Source organism: Streptomyces sp. NPDC001933, assembly GCF_042890955.1.
GTDB lineage: Bacteria > Actinomycetota > Actinomycetes > Streptomycetales > Streptomycetaceae > Streptomyces.
Window position 1 is genome coordinate 91,944 of record NZ_JBIASS010000014.1, and the last position, 15,096, is coordinate 107,039.

The 15,096-nt window shown below is 70.4% G+C and carries 16 protein-coding genes; 9 read left to right on the plus strand and 7 right to left on the minus strand.

Annotated features, from left to right (window positions below; all coding sequences use genetic code 11):
- Window positions 1-72 precede the first annotated feature (72 nt).
- Window positions 73-537, plus strand: a complete 465-nt coding sequence (locus ACFYY7_RS29815; RefSeq protein WP_329197178.1) for a GatB/YqeY domain-containing protein — start codon at window positions 73-75, stop codon at window positions 535-537.
- Between the two features lie 91 nt (window positions 538-628).
- On the opposite strand, the gene ACFYY7_RS29820 is transcribed toward ACFYY7_RS29815, so the two are convergent.
- Complete coding sequence (locus ACFYY7_RS29820; RefSeq protein WP_388666306.1) at window positions 629-2,884, minus strand: transglycosylase domain-containing protein; 2,256 nt, start codon at window positions 2,882-2,884, stop codon at window positions 629-631.
- A gap of 386 nt (window positions 2,885-3,270) precedes the next feature.
- Between ACFYY7_RS29820 and ACFYY7_RS29825 the strand changes: the two genes are divergently transcribed.
- Window positions 3,271-3,621, plus strand: coding sequence for a WhiB family transcriptional regulator (locus ACFYY7_RS29825; protein WP_176740522.1), 351 nt, complete (start codon window positions 3,271-3,273; stop codon window positions 3,619-3,621).
- 14 nt (window positions 3,622-3,635) lie between these two features.
- Here the strand turns inward: ACFYY7_RS29825 and ACFYY7_RS29830 are convergent, their stop codons facing one another.
- Both ACFYY7_RS29830 and ACFYY7_RS29835 read right to left on the minus strand, forming a co-directional pair.
- Window positions 3,636-5,099 carry an ArsA family ATPase gene (locus ACFYY7_RS29830; protein ID WP_388666309.1) on the minus strand — a complete coding sequence of 488 codons (1,464 nt, stop codon included), beginning with the start codon at window positions 5,097-5,099 and terminating at the stop codon, window positions 3,636-3,638.
- Window positions 5,096-6,118 carry an ArsA family ATPase gene (locus ACFYY7_RS29835; RefSeq protein WP_388666311.1) on the minus strand — a complete coding sequence of 341 codons (1,023 nt, stop codon included), beginning with the start codon at window positions 6,116-6,118 and terminating at the stop codon, window positions 5,096-5,098. Before ACFYY7_RS29835 ends, ACFYY7_RS29830 begins: the two co-directional genes overlap by 4 nt.
- Window positions 6,119-6,201: 83 nt before the next feature.
- On the opposite strand from ACFYY7_RS29835, the gene ACFYY7_RS29840 reads away from it, so the two are divergent.
- The 4 genes from ACFYY7_RS29840 to ACFYY7_RS29855 all read left to right on the plus strand — a co-directional run bounded on the left by ACFYY7_RS29840 (window position 6,202) and on the right by ACFYY7_RS29855 (window position 8,788).
- The gene (locus tag ACFYY7_RS29840; RefSeq protein WP_003967454.1) at window positions 6,202-6,360 is read left to right on the plus strand and encodes a DUF4177 domain-containing protein; all 159 of its coding nucleotides are present in this window, start codon (window positions 6,202-6,204) and stop codon (window positions 6,358-6,360) included.
- A complete protein-coding gene (locus tag ACFYY7_RS29845) occupies window positions 6,360-6,830 on the plus strand; it encodes a RidA family protein (RefSeq protein WP_388666314.1) in 471 nt (156 codons plus the stop codon). The genes ACFYY7_RS29840 and ACFYY7_RS29845 overlap by 1 nt, the downstream gene beginning before the upstream one ends.
- A gap of 168 nt (window positions 6,831-6,998) precedes the next feature.
- A complete protein-coding gene (locus ACFYY7_RS29850) occupies window positions 6,999-7,961 on the plus strand; it encodes an NUDIX hydrolase (protein ID WP_388666318.1) in 963 nt (320 codons plus the stop codon).
- Window positions 7,958-8,788, plus strand: coding sequence for an MBL fold metallo-hydrolase (locus tag ACFYY7_RS29855; RefSeq protein ID WP_383711872.1), 831 nt, complete (start codon window positions 7,958-7,960; stop codon window positions 8,786-8,788). Before ACFYY7_RS29850 ends, ACFYY7_RS29855 begins: the two co-directional genes overlap by 4 nt.
- Window positions 8,789-8,858: 70 nt before the next feature.
- Here the strand turns inward: ACFYY7_RS29855 and ACFYY7_RS29860 are convergent, their stop codons facing one another.
- Window positions 8,859-9,533 carry a Crp/Fnr family transcriptional regulator gene (locus ACFYY7_RS29860; RefSeq protein WP_014046869.1) on the minus strand — a complete coding sequence of 225 codons (675 nt, stop codon included), beginning with the start codon at window positions 9,531-9,533 and terminating at the stop codon, window positions 8,859-8,861.
- Window positions 9,534-9,786: 253 nt separating this feature from the next.
- On the opposite strand from ACFYY7_RS29860, the gene nth reads away from it, so the two are divergent.
- The 3 genes from nth (at window position 9,787) to ACFYY7_RS29875 (ending at window position 12,987) form a co-directional block, all read left to right on the plus strand.
- Entirely contained in the window at window positions 9,787-10,719 is a 933-nt protein-coding gene (gene nth, locus ACFYY7_RS29865; RefSeq protein ID WP_388666321.1) for an endonuclease III, read from the plus strand.
- Between the two features lie 215 nt (window positions 10,720-10,934).
- Complete coding sequence (locus ACFYY7_RS29870; RefSeq protein ID WP_388666632.1) at window positions 10,935-11,693, plus strand: NUDIX hydrolase; 759 nt, start codon at window positions 10,935-10,937, stop codon at window positions 11,691-11,693.
- A gap of 88 nt (window positions 11,694-11,781) precedes the next feature.
- A complete protein-coding gene (locus ACFYY7_RS29875) occupies window positions 11,782-12,987 on the plus strand; it encodes a MarP family serine protease (RefSeq protein WP_388666324.1) in 1,206 nt (401 codons plus the stop codon).
- Between the two features lie 66 nt (window positions 12,988-13,053).
- Here the strand turns inward: ACFYY7_RS29875 and ACFYY7_RS29880 are convergent, their stop codons facing one another.
- The 3 genes from ACFYY7_RS29880 to ACFYY7_RS29890 all read right to left on the minus strand — a co-directional run bounded on the left by ACFYY7_RS29880 (window position 13,054) and on the right by ACFYY7_RS29890 (window position 15,066).
- On the minus strand, window positions 13,054-13,257 hold the full coding sequence (locus ACFYY7_RS29880) for a hypothetical protein (RefSeq protein WP_388666327.1): 204 nt from the start codon (window positions 13,255-13,257) through the stop codon (window positions 13,054-13,056).
- A 106-nt stretch (window positions 13,258-13,363) separates the two neighbouring features.
- The gene (locus ACFYY7_RS29885; RefSeq protein WP_388666330.1) at window positions 13,364-14,536 is read right to left on the minus strand and encodes an alpha/beta fold hydrolase; all 1,173 of its coding nucleotides are present in this window, start codon (window positions 14,534-14,536) and stop codon (window positions 13,364-13,366) included.
- Window positions 14,533-15,066 carry a phage holin family protein gene (locus tag ACFYY7_RS29890; RefSeq protein ID WP_388666332.1) on the minus strand — a complete coding sequence of 178 codons (534 nt, stop codon included), beginning with the start codon at window positions 15,064-15,066 and terminating at the stop codon, window positions 14,533-14,535. The genes ACFYY7_RS29885 and ACFYY7_RS29890 overlap by 4 nt, the downstream gene beginning before the upstream one ends.
- Between the last annotated feature and the right edge of the window lie 30 nt (window positions 15,067-15,096).

Genomic DNA, 15,096 nt, shown 5'->3' on the forward strand with positions numbered 1-15,096 from the left:
TCGTCGCAGACACCGTGCGGCCGGAAGAAAACCGGCGGGCGCCGCTCGCCCCGTACCTGCCACAATCAGCACATGACCACGCTCAAGTCCAAGCTCAAGGAAGACCTCACCACGGCCATGAAGGCGCGCGACGAGCTGACCTCGTCCACGCTCCGGCTGACACTCACCGCCATCACGAAGGAGGAGGTCAGCGGCAAGACGGCCCGCGAGCTCTCCGACGACGAGGTGCAGAAGGTGATCGCCAAGGAGGCGAAGAAGCGCCGCGAGGCGGCCGAAGCCTTCGCCCAGGGCGGCCGGACCGAGCAGGCCGAGCGTGAGAAGGCGGAGGGCGAGATCCTCGACGCGTACCTGCCGAAGCAGCTGAGCGACGACGAGCTGGGCGCGATCGTGGCGTCCGCCGTCGAGGAGGCCAGGGCAGCCGGGGCCGAGGGGCCGCGCGCGATGGGCGCCGTCATGAAGATCGTGAACCCGAAGGTGGCGGGGCGCGCGGACGGCGGCCGGGTGGCCGCCTCGGTGAAGAAGCTCCTCGCGGGCTGAGCGGCGCAGGAAGCGCAGGAACACGCGAAGGCGGGTGCCCCGGATCGATCCGATCCGGGGCACCCGCCTTCACGCGTATGAGCCGTGCCGCTCAGGGGCCCTGCGTGCCGCCGTTGGTCTGGCCGCGGTGGCCGCCGCCGTTGTTCCCGCCGATCAGGTTCGGCGGGATGGTGATGCCGGGGAACGGGTTCTTGCCGCCGGGCTTCTTGCCCCCGGCGCCGGGCCGTCCTTCGTCCCCGCGGTCGCGGCCCTTGTCCCTGTCCCGCTCGTCGTTCCTCGGCGGGTCCGGGATGTCGATGGTGTTGAAGGGGGGAGCGGCCACCCCGTTGAGGGCGCCCGTCATCGCGTCGCGCCAGATCGGTCCGGGGACCTGTCCGCCGTACACCTTGTCCTGGTAGACGCCGCCGATCGTGATGCGCTCCATCTCGACGCTCTGGGACGGGCTGCCGACCCAGACGGCGCCGGACATGTTCGGCGTGTACCCGACGAACCAGGCGTTCTTGCGGGCGTCGGTCGTACCGGTCTTGCCCGCGTTGTCGCGGTTCTGGAGCCCCGCCTCCTGGCCGGTACCCGAGTCGACCACGCCGCGCAGCAGGGTGTTGATGGTGTCGGCCGTGGTCGGCGACATCGCCTGCGAGCAGGAGGTCTTGGGCACGGGCAGCGAAGTGCCGTCGGCCGTGCTGACCGACTCCATGGCTATCGGCGTGCAGTACGTACCGCGGTTGGCGAAGGCGGCGTACGCGCTCGCCATCGTCAGCGGCGACAGACCATTGGAGCCGAGGGTCAGGGTCGACGGGTTCTGCGGGAGCTTGGAGCCGTCGCCCTGCACCACGCCGAGCTTGTCGGTCATCTGCGAGACCGGGCACATGCCGATGTCCTGGAGCATCTGGACGAAGTAGGTGTTGACCGACTTCTCCATCGCCTCCCGCAGCGCGTACGGGCCCTTCTCGGTCTCGCTCTCGTTCTCCAGGTGATACTTCGGCACCCCGTCGTTGACCCACGGCTTCCCGCAGGAGCGCACCGTGTCCGGGTAGTCCATCTCGTACGGGGACGGATAGACCTGCGTGGCCGGCTTGCCGCCCTGTATGGCCGCGGCGGCGAGGAAGGGCTTGAACGTCGAACCGGTCGGGAAGCCGTAGTTGGAGCCGCCCATGGACTTGTTGACCGAGTAGTTGTACTGGGTCTCGTTGGTCCCGAAGCCGTACGGCTTGGACTGGCCCATGCCCATGATCTTGCCGGTGCCCGGCTGGACCAGCGTCACGGCCGTCGCGACCTTGTCCGTCTTGTAGACGTGGCTCTTGATCGAGGCCTGCACCGACTGCTGGGACTGCGGGTCGAGCGTCGTCCGTATCGTCAGGCCGCCCCGGTTCCAGATCTTGGCCCGGTCCTCCTTGGTCTTGCCGAAGACCGGGTCGGTGAGGAAGACGTGGCGTACGTAGTCGCAGAAGAAGCCGGCGCCGCTGACGGCCGTGATGCAGCCGTTCTGCGGCTTCTTGACCTTCAGCTTGATCGGGGTCGCCTTCGCCTTCTCGGCCTGGGCCTTCGAGATGTCCCCGACGTCCGCCATGCGCTGGAGCACCATGTTGCGGCGCTTGGTGGCCTCGGCCGTGTCGTTGACCGGGTCGTAGCGGCTCGGCGACTGCACGACGCCGGCCAGCAGCGCGGACTCCTCCAGCGTCAGGTCCTTGGCCGACTTGGAGAAGTAGCGCTGGGAGGCGGCCTCGATGCCGTAGGCCTGCTGCCCGAAGAAGGTGATGTTGAGGTAGTTCTCCAGGATCTTCTTCTTGCCGAGCTCTTCCTCGACCTGGATCGCGTACTTCAGCTCCTGGACCTTGCGGCCCATCGTCTGCTGGGTGGCCTGCGCGACCTTGTCCGGGTCGTCGCCCGCCTCCTCTACGAAGACGTTCTTCACGTACTGCTGGGTCAGGGTCGACGCGCCCTCGGTGGTCCCGCCCGTCTGCACGTTGCGGTTCAGCGCGCGCAGGATGCCCTTGAGGTCGATGGCCCCGTGCTCGTAGAACCGGGCGTCCTCGATCGCGACGATCGCCTTCTGCATGTACGGCGAGATGTTCTTCAGCGGGACCACCGTGCGGTCGCGCGAGTACACCGAGGCGATCAGCCCACCCTTGCTGTCCAGGATCGTGGTGCGCTGGCTCAGCGGCGGAGTCTTCAGATTGGCCGGGATCTCGTCGAACCCCTCGACCGTTCCCTTGGTGGCGAGGCCCAGTGCTCCGGCGGCCGGCAGCGCGATGCCCGCGAGCACGACTCCGGAGAGCGCGGCGACACCGAGGAACTTGGCGGCCTGCTGGGTCGTCGAGAGACCCCCGCCCGAGCGCTTCTTTGGCATGGGGGCAGCCTACGTTCTCATTCGCCGGACACACGTATATGCCTTGGCCTAAGCTGCTCTCAACTGTCACAGCAGTCCGGTTCCGCATCAACCCCCGTGCAAATCCCGGCCACGACCGCAGGCGCTCCCGAATTCGCCTCGTTGGTCATCGAACGTCCGTTGTGATCCAGGTGATCTGTCCCGATTCTGGCGGGATAGTCGCGTATGCCCTCGCCTCACTCCCCTGGGTGATCTGCCGCATACGCATAGTCCGTTCGGGCCATTCAAGATTGGGCCCGAAGGGGGTGTTGTGCTGTCGCCACCTTCCGTAACGTCCTCAACTGGCAGCGGTGAATATGCCGCTGTCGCCGTGGGGGAGCCTCGATTCGGGAGAGGACGGCGCCGTGATGGGCTGGGTAACCGACTGGAGTGCGCAGGCAGCCTGCCGCACTACCGATCCGGATGAACTGTTCGTACAAGGGGCAGCGCAGAACAGGGCCAAGGCGGTGTGCACCGGATGCCCGGTGCGGACCGAGTGCCTGGCCGATGCGCTGGACAATCGCGTCGAGTTCGGCGTGTGGGGCGGAATGACCGAGCGCGAGCGCCGCGCACTGCTGCGCAGGCGACCGACCGTCACGTCCTGGCGTCGGCTGCTGGAGACCGCACGCAGCGAGTACGAGCAGTCGACGGGCATCCTGCCCGTGGCGATCGGACTGGACGACGACGAACTGCACGAGAGGTACGCCGCAGTGGGATAGGACCGGCGGGTTGTTCACGCAGCTCCGGCCGGGGCGGAACCGGTCGCGAGCCGGTCTCCGACGGCCCTGAGCCCTTCGAGATCGTGTACGTCACCGGGCAGCGCGGCCACTTCGGTCACGGCGACCTCGGGGTGCAGTGCGGTGAAGCGGTCACGTGTGCGCTGCTCGCGCGCGACCACCTGCATCCGTTCGGCATGCAGCCGCAACAGACCTGCGGTCAGCTCCTCGACGGAAGCGGTCCCGGGCGTATCGGGAGCGGGTGGATCGGGAACGTGTCCCGGCGTCGGCTCGCGGTCTTCGGTGTCCTCGCACTCGTACTCGGAGTTGTCGGGCGTGGGAGCGGCCTCGGGAGAGGTGGCCGACCGGTCGGTCCGGTCACGAAGTCCAGCCTTCCCGGTCGTCTGATCCACAATGCCGACCCCGTCAAGATTTTCTGCGGCGGCCAGGGCGTGCTCGGCGGAGAGCCGGGCGGCATCGCTGCCATGGACCCGGTTGAGCACCAGGCCGGCCAGCGGCATGTCCTCCGCGGCCAGCCGTTCCACGAAGTACGCCGCCTCGCGCAGCGCGTCCCGCTCCGGCGTCGCGACGACGAGGAACGCAGTGCCGGGCGCCTGCAGCAGTTTGTACGTGGCGTCGGCCCGGGTACGGAATCCGCCGAACATGGTGTCCATCGCCGCGACGAAGGTCTGTACATCGCGCAGGAACTGACCGCCGAGCAGTTTGCCGAGGGTGCCGGTCATCATCGACATGCCGACGTTCAGGAACTTCATCCCGGCCCGGCCGCCCATCTTCGCCGGGGCCATCAGCAGCTTGATGAACTTTCCGTCCAGGAACGAACCGAGCCGCTTCGGCGCGTCCAGGAAGTCCAGCGCGGAGCGCGACGGAGGGGTGTCGACGATGATCAGGTCCCACTCGTCGCGAGCGCGCAGCTGCCCGAGCTTCTCCATCGCCATGTACTCCTGCGTGCCCGCGAAACCGGCCGACAGGGACTGGTAGAAGGGGTTCTCCAGGATCGCGCGGGCCCGCTCGGCGTCCGCGTGCGCCTCGACGATCTCGTCGAAGGTCCGCTTCATGTCGAGCATCATGGCGTGCAGTTCCCCGGCGCCCTCGCCGTCGATGCCCGGCACCCGGCGCGGGACGTTGTCCAGCGAGTCGATGCCCATGGACTGGGCGAGTCTGCGGGCCGGGTCGATGGTGAGGACGACGACCTTGCGGCCGCGCTCGGCCGCCCGTACGCCCAGTGCGGCCGCGGTGGTGGTCTTGCCGACGCCGCCCGAACCGCAGCAGACGACGATCCGGATGTCCGGATCGTCGAGCAGTGCGTCGGTGTCCAGCGCGGGGGCCGGTTCGGGGAAGGGGGAGTCGACCGCGTCCGCCGACGCGTCCGTCGAGCCGGCTGTGTCCACCGACGCGGCCGAGCCCACCGACGCGGCCGTGTCCGTTCTTGCGGTCGTGGCCGCGTCCGTGCGCTGTGTCATGCACCCACCCCTTGTCCCGCCCCTTGTCCCGCCCCTTGTCCCGTCCCTTCGTCCCCCGCTTCGCCCACGCCCTGCTTGCGCAGCTCGGTCGCCAGGTCGTAGAGACCGGCCGGGTCCATTCCCTCGCCGATCAGCGGGAGTTCGTACCCCGGAAGCTCCAGTCCGGCGAGCACGGCGCGCTGTTCACGCTCCAGCTCGACCCGCTGGGCGTGCTCGGCCGCCTGCTCGACCAGCGGGCGCACGAGCCCCGCGGAGCCGGTCACCCCCGCCCGGGTCAGCGTCTTGGCGATCTCCTTGCGGCGGCCGCCCGCGGCGGTGCGCAGGGTGTCCTCGTCCAGCAGATGGGGCCGCACCATGTTCACGATGACCCGGCCTACCGGAAGTTCGGCGGCGCGCAGCTCGGCGATGCCGTCCGCGGTCTCCTGGACCGGCATCTCCTCCAGCAGCGTCACCAGATGGACCGCGGTCTCGGGGGACTTCAGTACCCGCATCACGGCCTGCGCCTGATTGTGTATCGGGCCGATCCTGGCCAGCCCCGCCACCTCGTCGTTCACGTTGAGGAAGCGGGTGATGCGCCCGGTGGGCGGGGCATCCATGATCACGTAGTCGTAGACGTATCGGTTCTGCTTGTCCTTGCGGCGTACGGCCTCGCAGGCCTTGCCGGTCAGCAGCACGTCCCGCACACCGGGCGCGATCGTGGTGGCGAAGTCGATCGCGCCGAGCTTCTTGAGCGCCCGGCCCGCGCTGCCCAGCTTGTAGAACATCTGGAGGTAGTCGAGCAGGGCGCGCTCGGCGTCGATCGCGAGGGCGTACACCTCGCCGCCGCCCGGCGCGACGGCGATCTTGCGCTCCTCGTACGGAAGGGACTCCGTCTCGAAGAGCTGGGCGATGCCCTGCCTGCCCTCGACCTCCACGAGAAGTGTGCGCCTGCCCTCGGTCGCGAGGGCGAGCGCGAGGGCGGCGGCAACCGTGGTCTTACCGGTGCCGCCCTTGCCGCTGACGACCTGGAACCTGCTCACGTATTCGAGCCTAACCAGTCACACCGCAGGCTACGCACGAGGCTGCGCATGCCAGGGATTGCACAGGCGTTACAGTCGGGCCCATGACCAAGTGGGAATACGCGACCGTGCCCCTTCTCGTGCACGCGACCAAGCAGATTCTGGACACCTGGGGCGAGGACGGCTGGGAGCTGGTCCAGGTCGTTCCCGGCCCGAACAACCCCGAGCAGCTCGTGGCCTACCTGAAGCGGGAGAAGGCGTAGTGGCGGGCGCGGTCGAGGCGAAGCTCGCCGAGCTCGGGCTGACGCTGCCGGACGTCGTGCCGCCGCTGGCCTCTTACCAGCCGGCCGTGCGGTCCGGGGTGTACGTGTACACCTCCGGCCAGCTGCCGATGGTGGGCGGCAAGCTCGCGGTCACCGGCAAGGTCGGCGCGGAGGTCACGCCCGACGAGGCCAAGGAGCTGGCGAAGACCTGCGCGCTCAACGCGCTGGCCGCCGTGAAGTCCGTCGCGGGCGACCTGGACCGGATCGCGCGTGTGGTGAAGGTCGTGGGCTTCGTCGCCTCGGCGTCCGACTTCACCGGGCAGCCCGCCGTGATCAACGGCGCCAGCGAGCTGCTGGGCGCGGTGCTCGGCGACAAGGGCGTGCACGCGCGCAGCGCGGTGGGCGTCGCGGTGCTGCCGCTGGACGCGCCGGTCGAGGTCGAGGTCCAGGTCGAGCTGGCCGGGGCCTGAGCCGTACGTTCCTTTCGTTCCCCTTTTGATCCCGTTTCTTTTTTGGTCCCGTCCGGTCGCGACGACCGGGCGGGACCATCTGTGTGCACGGGTGTGCAGGCATGCACGGGGCGTGTACGGATCACTGCACCTCTCGAACATCGGCGCGGTTCCGGATAGCCTCCGGCCATGTCCAATGGTCAGTGGTACCCACCGGAATGGCCCGACCGGATCCGGGCACTCGCCGCAGGTGAACTGAGCGCCGCGACGCCGAAGCGGGCCGCCACCGTGATGCTGCTCCGGGATTCCGCCGCTGACACCGAGGGCGGTCCCGCCGTCCACATGCTGCGCCGCCGGACCTCGATGGCTTTTGCCGGCGGGGCGTACGCCTATCCGGGTGGCGGGGTCGACCCGCGCGACGACGACCGGCTCGTCGGCTGGGCCGGGCCCGCACTGGAGAGCTGGGCCGAGCGGCTCGGCGTCGGGACTCCGGCCGAGGCCCAGGCCATCGTCTGCGCGGCGGTCCGGGAGACGTACGAGGAGGCGGGCGTCCTGCTCGCGGGGCCGAGCGCCGACACGGTGGTCAGCGACATCACCGGTGCCGACTGGGAGGCCGACCGCGAGGCACTGGTCGCCCGGGAGCTGTCCTTCGCCGAGTTCCTGGACCGGCGAGGTCTGGTGCTGCGTTCGGACCTGCTGGGCGCGTGGGCGCGCTGGATCACGCCCGAGTTCGAGCCCCGCCGCTACGACACCTGGTTCTTCGTCGCCGCGCTCCCCGAGGGCCAGCGCACCCGCAACGCCTCCACGGAGGCCGACCGGACGGTATGGATCCGGCCCGGCGAGGCGGCCGACGGATACGACCGGGGCGAGCTGCTGATGATGCCGCCGACCGTGTCGACGCTGCGGGCGCTGAGGCCGTACGGGACGGCCGCCGAGGCCCTGAAGGCGGCGGATTCCCAGGACCTCACGCCGGTGCTGGCACAGGCGAGGCTGGAGGGCGGCGAGTTGGTACTGAGCTGGCCGGGGCACGACGAGTTCACCAAGCGCATCCCGGGCGGGCCGGCCGGTGGCGGTCCCGGCGGCGGTCCCGGCGAGGGGCCTGGTGGTGGCTCCGGCGAGGGGCCCGGTGGCGTGGGAGGCGAATCCGTATGAGCAATGCGGCAGCGCTGCCCGGACAGCCGCGAGGCACGGTCCTGTCCGGCCCCGCCACGGCCCGCGCCGTCAACGTCCTCGCCCCCAACGCCTCGCCGATGACGCTGGACGGCACCAACACCTGGATCGTCGCCGAGCCCGGCTCCGATCTCGCGGTCGTCATCGACCCGGGCCCGCTGGACGACATACACCTGCGGGCCGTCATCGACACCGCCGAGCGGGCCGGCCGCCGGATCGCGCTCACGCTCCTGACCCACGGGCACCCCGACCATGCGGAGGGCGCGGCCCGGTTCGCCGAGCTGACCCGTACGAAGGTTCGTGCCCTGGACCCGGCGCTGCGACTGGGCGACGAGGGGCTGACCGCGGGCGATGTGATCACCACCGGCGGCCTGGAACTCCGGGTCGTGCCGACCCCGGGGCACACCGCGGACTCGCTCTCCTTCCATCTCCCCGCCGACCGGGCGGTGCTGACGGGGGACACGATCCTCGGGCGCGGCACCACGGTCGTCGCGCACCCGGACGGGCGGCTCGGCGACTACCTCGACTCGCTGCGGAGGCTGCGCTCGCTGACCGTCGACGACGGCGTGCACACGGTGCTGCCGGGGCACGGTCCGGTGCTGGACGACGCGCAGGGCGCGGTCGAGTTCTACCTCGCGCACCGGGCGCACCGGCTGGCCCAGGTGGAGACGGCGGTCGAGGCCGGGCACCGGACGGCTTCGGAGGTGGTGGCGCAGGTGTACGCGGACGTGGACCGGTCGCTGTGGCCCGCCGCGGAGCTCTCGGTGCTGGCCCAGCTGGAGTACCTGGGCGAGCACGGGCTGATCTGACCTGCGGCGGAACGCGGAAAGGCCCCACCGGGCGGCGGGGCCTTCCACGTCGTGCGGAGGAGGGGTCCGGCTAGCGGGACCGCTTCGCCAGGCGCTCCACGTCCAGCAGGATGACGGCGCGCGCCTCAAGGCGCAGCCAGCCACGTCCGGCGAAGTCGGCGAGCGCCTTGTTGACCGTCTCGCGGGAGGCGCCGACCAGCTGGGCCAGCTCTTCCTGGGTCAGGTCGTGGACGACGTGGATGCCTTCCTCCGACTGGACGCCGAAGCGGCGAGACAGGTCGAGGAGGGCGCGGGCGACGCGGCCCGGTACGTCGGAGAAGACCAGGTCGGACATCTGGTCGTTGGTCTTGCGCAGGCGGCGGGCGACGGCGCGCAGCAGGGCCGTGGCCACCTCGGGGCGGGCGTTCAGCCAGGGCTGGAGGTCGCCGTGGCCGAGGCCGAGGAGCTTGACCTCGGTCAGCGCGGTCGCGGTCGCGGTGCGGGGGCCCGGGTCGAAGAGCGACAGCTCACCGATCAGCTCGCCGGGGCCGAGGACCGCCAGCATGTTCTCGCGCCCGTCGGGGGAGGTGCGGTGGAGCTTCACCTTGCCCTCGGTGACCACATAGAGGCGGTCACCCGGGTCGCCCTCGTGGAAGAGCGCGTCGCCGCGTGCGAGGGTCACCTCACTCATCGAGGCGCGGAGCTCCGCGGCCTGCTCATCATCGAGCGCCGCGAAAAGCGGGGCGCGCCGCAGAACGTCGTCCACGAGTTCTCTCCTTGTCGGCCTGTTCAGGGAACCGTGGTCCCCATCATGCCGGACGGTAAAACAGTGCGATCAATCACAAACCAGTTTGACGCACGGGCGTGCCCAATCGTGCGGCAGGGGGCCGATTGGTGGCGGATGCACGGTGACGGGGGCAGATGTCGGTGTGTGGCTCTAGGCTGGCCGGGTGTCCAAATCGCCGGTGAGAGCGCAGGCCAAGGGGGCTGATGGGGTGTCGGGAGGCCGTGATTCCGCTGTGGGCGAACAGGGTGCCATTCGCCCGGAAAGAGCGACAAAACGCCACACCGGCGAGTCGGTGGGGAAGCCGGCGAAGCAGCCGGCCGTGAAGGCCACGGCGGCCGCAGCGAAGGCCACGGCGAAGTCCTCGGCGAAGACGAAGCCGACGACGAAACCGACGACGAAGCCGGAGTCGCGGCTGGCGATGGTGCGCCGGGCCCGCAAGATCAACCGCGAGCTCGCCGAGCTCTATCCGTACGCCCACCCCGAGCTGGATTTCCGCAATCCCTTCGAGCTCCTGGTCGCCACGGTCCTCTCCGCCCAGACCACCGACCTGAGGGTCAACCAGACCACTCCCGCGCTCTTCGCCGCCTACCCCACCCCCGAGGACATGGCCGCCGCTGTCCCGGAGGAGATGGAGGAGCTGATCCGGCCGACCGGCTTCTTCCGGGCCAAGACCAAGTCGCTGATAGGCCTCTCCGTGGCGCTCAGGGACAACTTCGGCGGTGAGGTACCGGGCCGGCTCGCCGATCTCGTCACGCTGCCGGGGGTCGGCCGGAAGACCGCCAACGTCGTGCTGGGCAATGCCTTCGGGGTCCCCGGGATCACCGTCGACACCCATTTCGGCCGTCTGGTCCGCCGTTGGAAGTGGACGGAGCAGGAGGACCCGGAGAAGGTCGAGGCCGAGATCGCCACGATCTTCCCCAAGAGCGAGTGGACGATGCTCTCGCACCGGGTCGTCTTCCACGGCCGCCGCATCTGCCATGCCCGTAAGCCCGCCTGCGGCGCCTGCCCCATCGCCCCGCTCTGCCCGGCGTACGGCGAGGGCGAGACGGATCCGGAGAAGGCCAGGAAGCTGCTGAAGTACGAGATGGGCGGACAGCCGGGCCAGCGGCTGAGCCCGCCCGCGGACTACCCCGGCAAGCCCGCGCCGGCCCTCGGAGCGGGCTGACACCCGGCACCGGCCGCCGGACGGTCGATGTGGCCGGAACGGCACGGGTGACCGCAACGGCCGGAACGAAATGCGTGATGACAGGCGTTGTGAGACGAGGGGTGCCTATGAAGACGCACGAACAGAGCACGGAAACGGCAGCCGCGCCCGCAGCGGAAAGCCCGGCAGCGGCCGGCCCCGCAGCCGCAGGACCTGCCGCGCCTGCCGCCTCCGCCATGGGAAACCCGGCAGCGACCGGCCCCGCAGCGGTCAGCCCCGCCGCGGCGGTCGCGGCGGCCGCCGCCACGGCGGGAGCCGGCGGGGACGGCACGATCACCGTCACGACCGAGGGGCTGCCCGCCTGGCTCGACCCCGTGGCCCGCGCCGCGCGGACCATCGAGCCCGACCAGCTCAGCCGCTTCCTCCCGCCGGAGAGCGGCGCAGGGCGGCAGTCCGCCGTGCTCGTGCTCTTCGGCGAGGGGGAGCGCGGCCCCGAACTGCTCCTCATGGAGAGATCCGGAAGCCTGCGTTCCCACGCCGGGCAGCCTTCCTTCCCCGGCGGCTCCCTGGACCCGGAGGACGGCGACCAGGCGACGACAGGGCCGCTCAGGGCCGCTCTGCGGGAGGCCCGGGAAGAGACCGGCCTCGATCCGCGCGGGGTCCAGCTCTTCGGCGTGCTGCCCCGGCTCTACATCCCCGTGAGCGGCTTCGTCGTGACACCGGTCCTCGGCTGGTGGCGCTCGCCCAGTCCGGTCGGCGTCGTCGATCCGGGCGAGACGGCCCGGGTCTTCACCGTTCCCGTGGCGGATCTCACGGATCCGGCCAACCGCGCGACCACGGTCCACCCCAGTGGCCACCGGGGCCCGGCATTTCTGGTCGAATCTGCCCTGGTCTGGGGTTTCACGGCCGGAGTGATCGACCGAATTCTGCACTTCGCGGGCTGGGAGCGCCCCTGGGACAGGGCCAAGCAGGTGCCGCTCGACTGGCGCGCATGACAGGCTGACTCCCGTGCTGCGCTGTCCGGCCCCGCCCGGACCCAGCAGAAGGAACGGGCCCGGTGACGAATCTGCGAGGCTATAGACGGTGAACGTGCTGGACATCCTGCTGCTGGCCGCCGCCGTGTGGTTCGCGGTCATCGGCTACCGACAGGGGTTCGTCGTCGGCATCCTGTCGGTGATCGGATTCCTGGGCGGCGGCCTCGTCGCCGTCTACCTGCTGCCGGTCCTGTGGGACCAGCTGACGGACGGCTCCGAGGTCTCGTCGACGGCAGCCGTCGTCGCCGTCGTCATCGTGATCGTCTGCGCCTCGGTGGGCCAGGCCTTCACCACCCACCTGGGCAACAAGCTCCGCCGGTACATCACCTGGTCGCCCGCGCGCGCCCTCGACGCCACCGGCGGCGCCCTGGTCAACGTCGTCGCGATGCTGCTGGTCGCCTGGCTGATCGGCTCCGCGCTGGCCGGCACCACACTGCCGACGCTGGGCAAGGAGGTCCGCAGCTCCTCGGTCCTGCTCGGCATCTCCCGGGTGATGCCCACACAGGCCTCCACCTGGTTCACGGACTTCTCCTCGGTCCTCGCGCAGAACGGCTTCCCGCAGGTCTTCAGCCCGTTCGCCAGCGAGCCGATCACCGAGGTCAAGGCCCCGGACCCGGCGCTGGTGGGCAGCCCCGTAGCGGCCCGCGCCAAGCAGTCCATCGTCAAGGTCGTCGGCACGGCCCCGAGCTGCGGCAAGGTCCTCGAAGGCACCGGCTTCGTCTTCTCCGACCGCCGGGTGATGACCAACGCCCATGTCGTCGGCGGGGTCGACGAGCCGACCGTCCAGATCGGCGGCCAGGGGCGGCTGTACGACGCGAAGGTCGTCCTGTACGACTGGCGGCGCGACATCGCCGTGCTCGACGTACCGGACCTCGACGCGAAGCCGCTGCGGTTCGCCGGCACCGACCGCGACGCCCGGACGGGGAACAGCGCCATCGTCGCGGGGTTCCCGGAGAACGGCTCGTACGACGTCCGGGCGGCGCGGGTCCGGGGCCGTATCGAAGCCGGCGGCCCGGACATCTACCGCCGGGGCACCGTCCACCGCGATGTGTACTCGCTCTACGCGACGGTCCGTCAGGGCAACTCCGGCGGACCGCTGCTGACCCCCGCGGGCGAGGTGTACGGCGTCGTGTTCGCCAAGTCGCTCGACGACCCCGACACCGGTTACGCGCTGACGGCCGACGAGATCCGCCAGGACATCGAGCGAGGCCGCTCCGCCAACCAGCAGGTCGACAGCCAGGCGTGCGCGCTCTGAGCGCCTTGGAAGTGTGATGAAGCCCCGCCCGGCCGGTGAGCTCTCACCGGCCGGGCGGGGCGGACATCATCCGCGTGGATGGCGCAGCCGCGCCGAGACCCAGCGGGCCCGACGGCGCAGAATGCGCGGAATACCGAGCCGGGGGTCATGCAGAACCTGCATATCGTGCACCCGGCCCTGGGGGCCGTCCCCCTCATGAGTGCTCGGACTCGCCGTGGCGGTCGAGCGGCGGTTGCGTGCTGTGTCACCGAAGTCGTGCGTCCAGCCCATACCGGGACGTCTGCCCGTGCCTCATGGTCGGTAACCGCCCATCCGTCAGCCAATTGGCCTATGCGCCGGGCAATTGGCCGTTCGGCGGACAACCGTGCCCCTACGGCTACCGATCGGGCTCCGAATCCTTGAGCCAGCTGATGAGTTCGGCCGAGAACCCGGCCGGGTCCTCCTCGTGGGGGAAGTGCCCCAGACCGTCGAAAAGTCGCCAGCGGTAGGGCGCTTCGACGTACTCGCCGGAGCCCGCCGCACTCCGGGTGCGGATCGCCGGATCGAGTGAACCGTGCAGGTGCAGTGTCGGTACCCGTACCGGCAGCTTCATCCGCCGGTTGAACTGGATTCCGTCAGGGCGGGCGAGGGAACGCACCATCCAGCGGTACGGCTCGATCGAGCAGTGCGCCGTCGACGGGATGCACATCGCGCGGCGGTAGACGTCCACCGTCGCGTCGTCGGGGAAGTCCGGCGTCCGGGGGCCGGACCATTCGTGGATCAGCCGGCCGACCAACGCCGCGTCGTCCGCGGCGAGCTGACGCTCCGGTACCCACGGGCGCTGGAAACCCCAGATGTACGAGCCGGACCGGGACTGCGCGAAGTCGGAGAGCATCGAGGAGCGCCAGCGGCGCGGATGGGGCATCGAGGAGACCACGAGGCGGCGCACCAGCTTGGGACGCATCACCGCGGCGGTCCAGGCGAGGTAGCCGCCCATGTCATGGCCGACCAGGGCCGCGTCCGGTTCGCCGAGCGAGCGGATCACGCCGGTGATGTCGAGCGCCAGGTTGGCGGGGTCGTAACCCCGGGGCGTACGGTCGCTGCCGCCGACCCCGCGCAGGTCCATCGCGACGGCCCGGAAACCGGCGTCGGCCAGCGCGGTGAGCTGGTGGCGCCAGGTCCACCAGAACTGCGGGAAGCCGTGCAGCAGCAGCACCAGCGGGCCCTCGCCGAGCTCGGCGATGTGGAAACGCGCGCCGTTCGCCGCCACGTCCCGGTGGGTCCACGGCCCGTCGATCCGCACGGGCCCGCCGGAGCCGGCCGGGGCGGGTGAGGTGGTTGGGGCAGCTGGGGCGGGTGAGCCGCTCGGAGCGGCTGGGGTGGCCGGGCCGACCGAGGCTGCTGAGCCGGTTGAGCTTGCAGGGCCCGCAGAGCTTGCAGTGTCTGAGGCGCCGCCCGAGCCTGCCCGGCTGCCCGAGCCTGTCCGGCCGTCCCTGTCCGCAGGGGCTGCCTGACCTTCCGGGCCTACGGGGCCTACCGGGTCGAATGCGCTGGAATCGGGGACCGTCATGTGGACGAGCGTGCCACAGAGGAGCCCTTGTCCTTGACCGGAGCCTTCTCCATGGCCTTGCCCGTCAGCGTGCTGCCCGAGGCGGTCGGGAGGCTCTTCCTCGCCGTGACGGCGGGCCGCGGGTGCGGCTTGACGCCCTGCAGCACGGCCGCCGTCTGCTTCGCCGAAGCGATGGACTTCTCCGGCGGCTTGACCTTCCTGAACTTGAGCCAGCCGATCAGCCCGAGCAGGACGGCCAGGAGGAAGAACCCGCCGGCCACGATCAGGAACGACCACGCGAGACCCAGGCCCAGGTTGTGGATCCCGTAGGCGGCCGCGAAGCTCAGCATCGGCATCATGAACAGAAGCAGCACGGCCGCGACGATCAACGCCACACTGCCGATCGCCCCGCGCTTGACGTCCTGCCGCACCTCTGCCTTGGCCAGGGCGATCTCGTCGTGCACCAGTGCGGACATCTCGGCCGTCGCCGCGGCGACCAGCTGCCCGAGACTGCGGTCGGCGCTGCCCGCGTTGTTGCCGGGGTCGCTCATCCCTGACTCCCTCTCCAGTCCTGCTGCTCA

Excerpts from the sequence above, each read along its gene's own strand:
- ACFYY7_RS29870 (WP_388666632.1), top strand. The coding sequence starts at position 10,935 with ATGGGAAACCCGGCAGCGACCGGCCCCGCAGCGGTCAGCCCCGCCGCG.
- ACFYY7_RS29885 (WP_388666330.1), bottom strand. The coding sequence starts at position 14,536 with ATGACGGTCCCCGATTCCAGCGCATTCGACCCGGTAGGCCCCGTAGGC.
- ACFYY7_RS29820 (WP_388666306.1), bottom strand. The coding sequence starts at position 2,884 with ATGCCAAAGAAGCGCTCGGGCGGGGGTCTCTCGACGACCCAGCAGGCC.
- ACFYY7_RS29890 (WP_388666332.1), bottom strand. The coding sequence starts at position 15,066 with ATGAGCGACCCCGGCAACAACGCGGGCAGCGCCGACCGCAGTCTCGGG.
- ACFYY7_RS29850 (WP_388666318.1), top strand. The coding sequence starts at position 6,999 with ATGTCCAATGGTCAGTGGTACCCACCGGAATGGCCCGACCGGATCCGG.
- ACFYY7_RS29840 (WP_003967454.1), top strand. The coding sequence starts at position 6,202 with ATGACCAAGTGGGAATACGCGACCGTGCCCCTTCTCGTGCACGCGACC.
- ACFYY7_RS29880 (WP_388666327.1), bottom strand. The coding sequence starts at position 13,257 with ATGGGCTGGACGCACGACTTCGGTGACACAGCACGCAACCGCCGCTCG.
- ACFYY7_RS29830 (WP_388666309.1), bottom strand. The coding sequence starts at position 5,099 with ATGACACAGCGCACGGACGCGGCCACGACCGCAAGAACGGACACGGCC.
- ACFYY7_RS29855 (WP_383711872.1), top strand. The coding sequence starts at position 7,958 with ATGAGCAATGCGGCAGCGCTGCCCGGACAGCCGCGAGGCACGGTCCTG.
- ACFYY7_RS29815 (WP_329197178.1), top strand. The coding sequence starts at position 73 with ATGACCACGCTCAAGTCCAAGCTCAAGGAAGACCTCACCACGGCCATG.
- ACFYY7_RS29825 (WP_176740522.1), top strand. The coding sequence starts at position 3,271 with ATGGGCTGGGTAACCGACTGGAGTGCGCAGGCAGCCTGCCGCACTACC.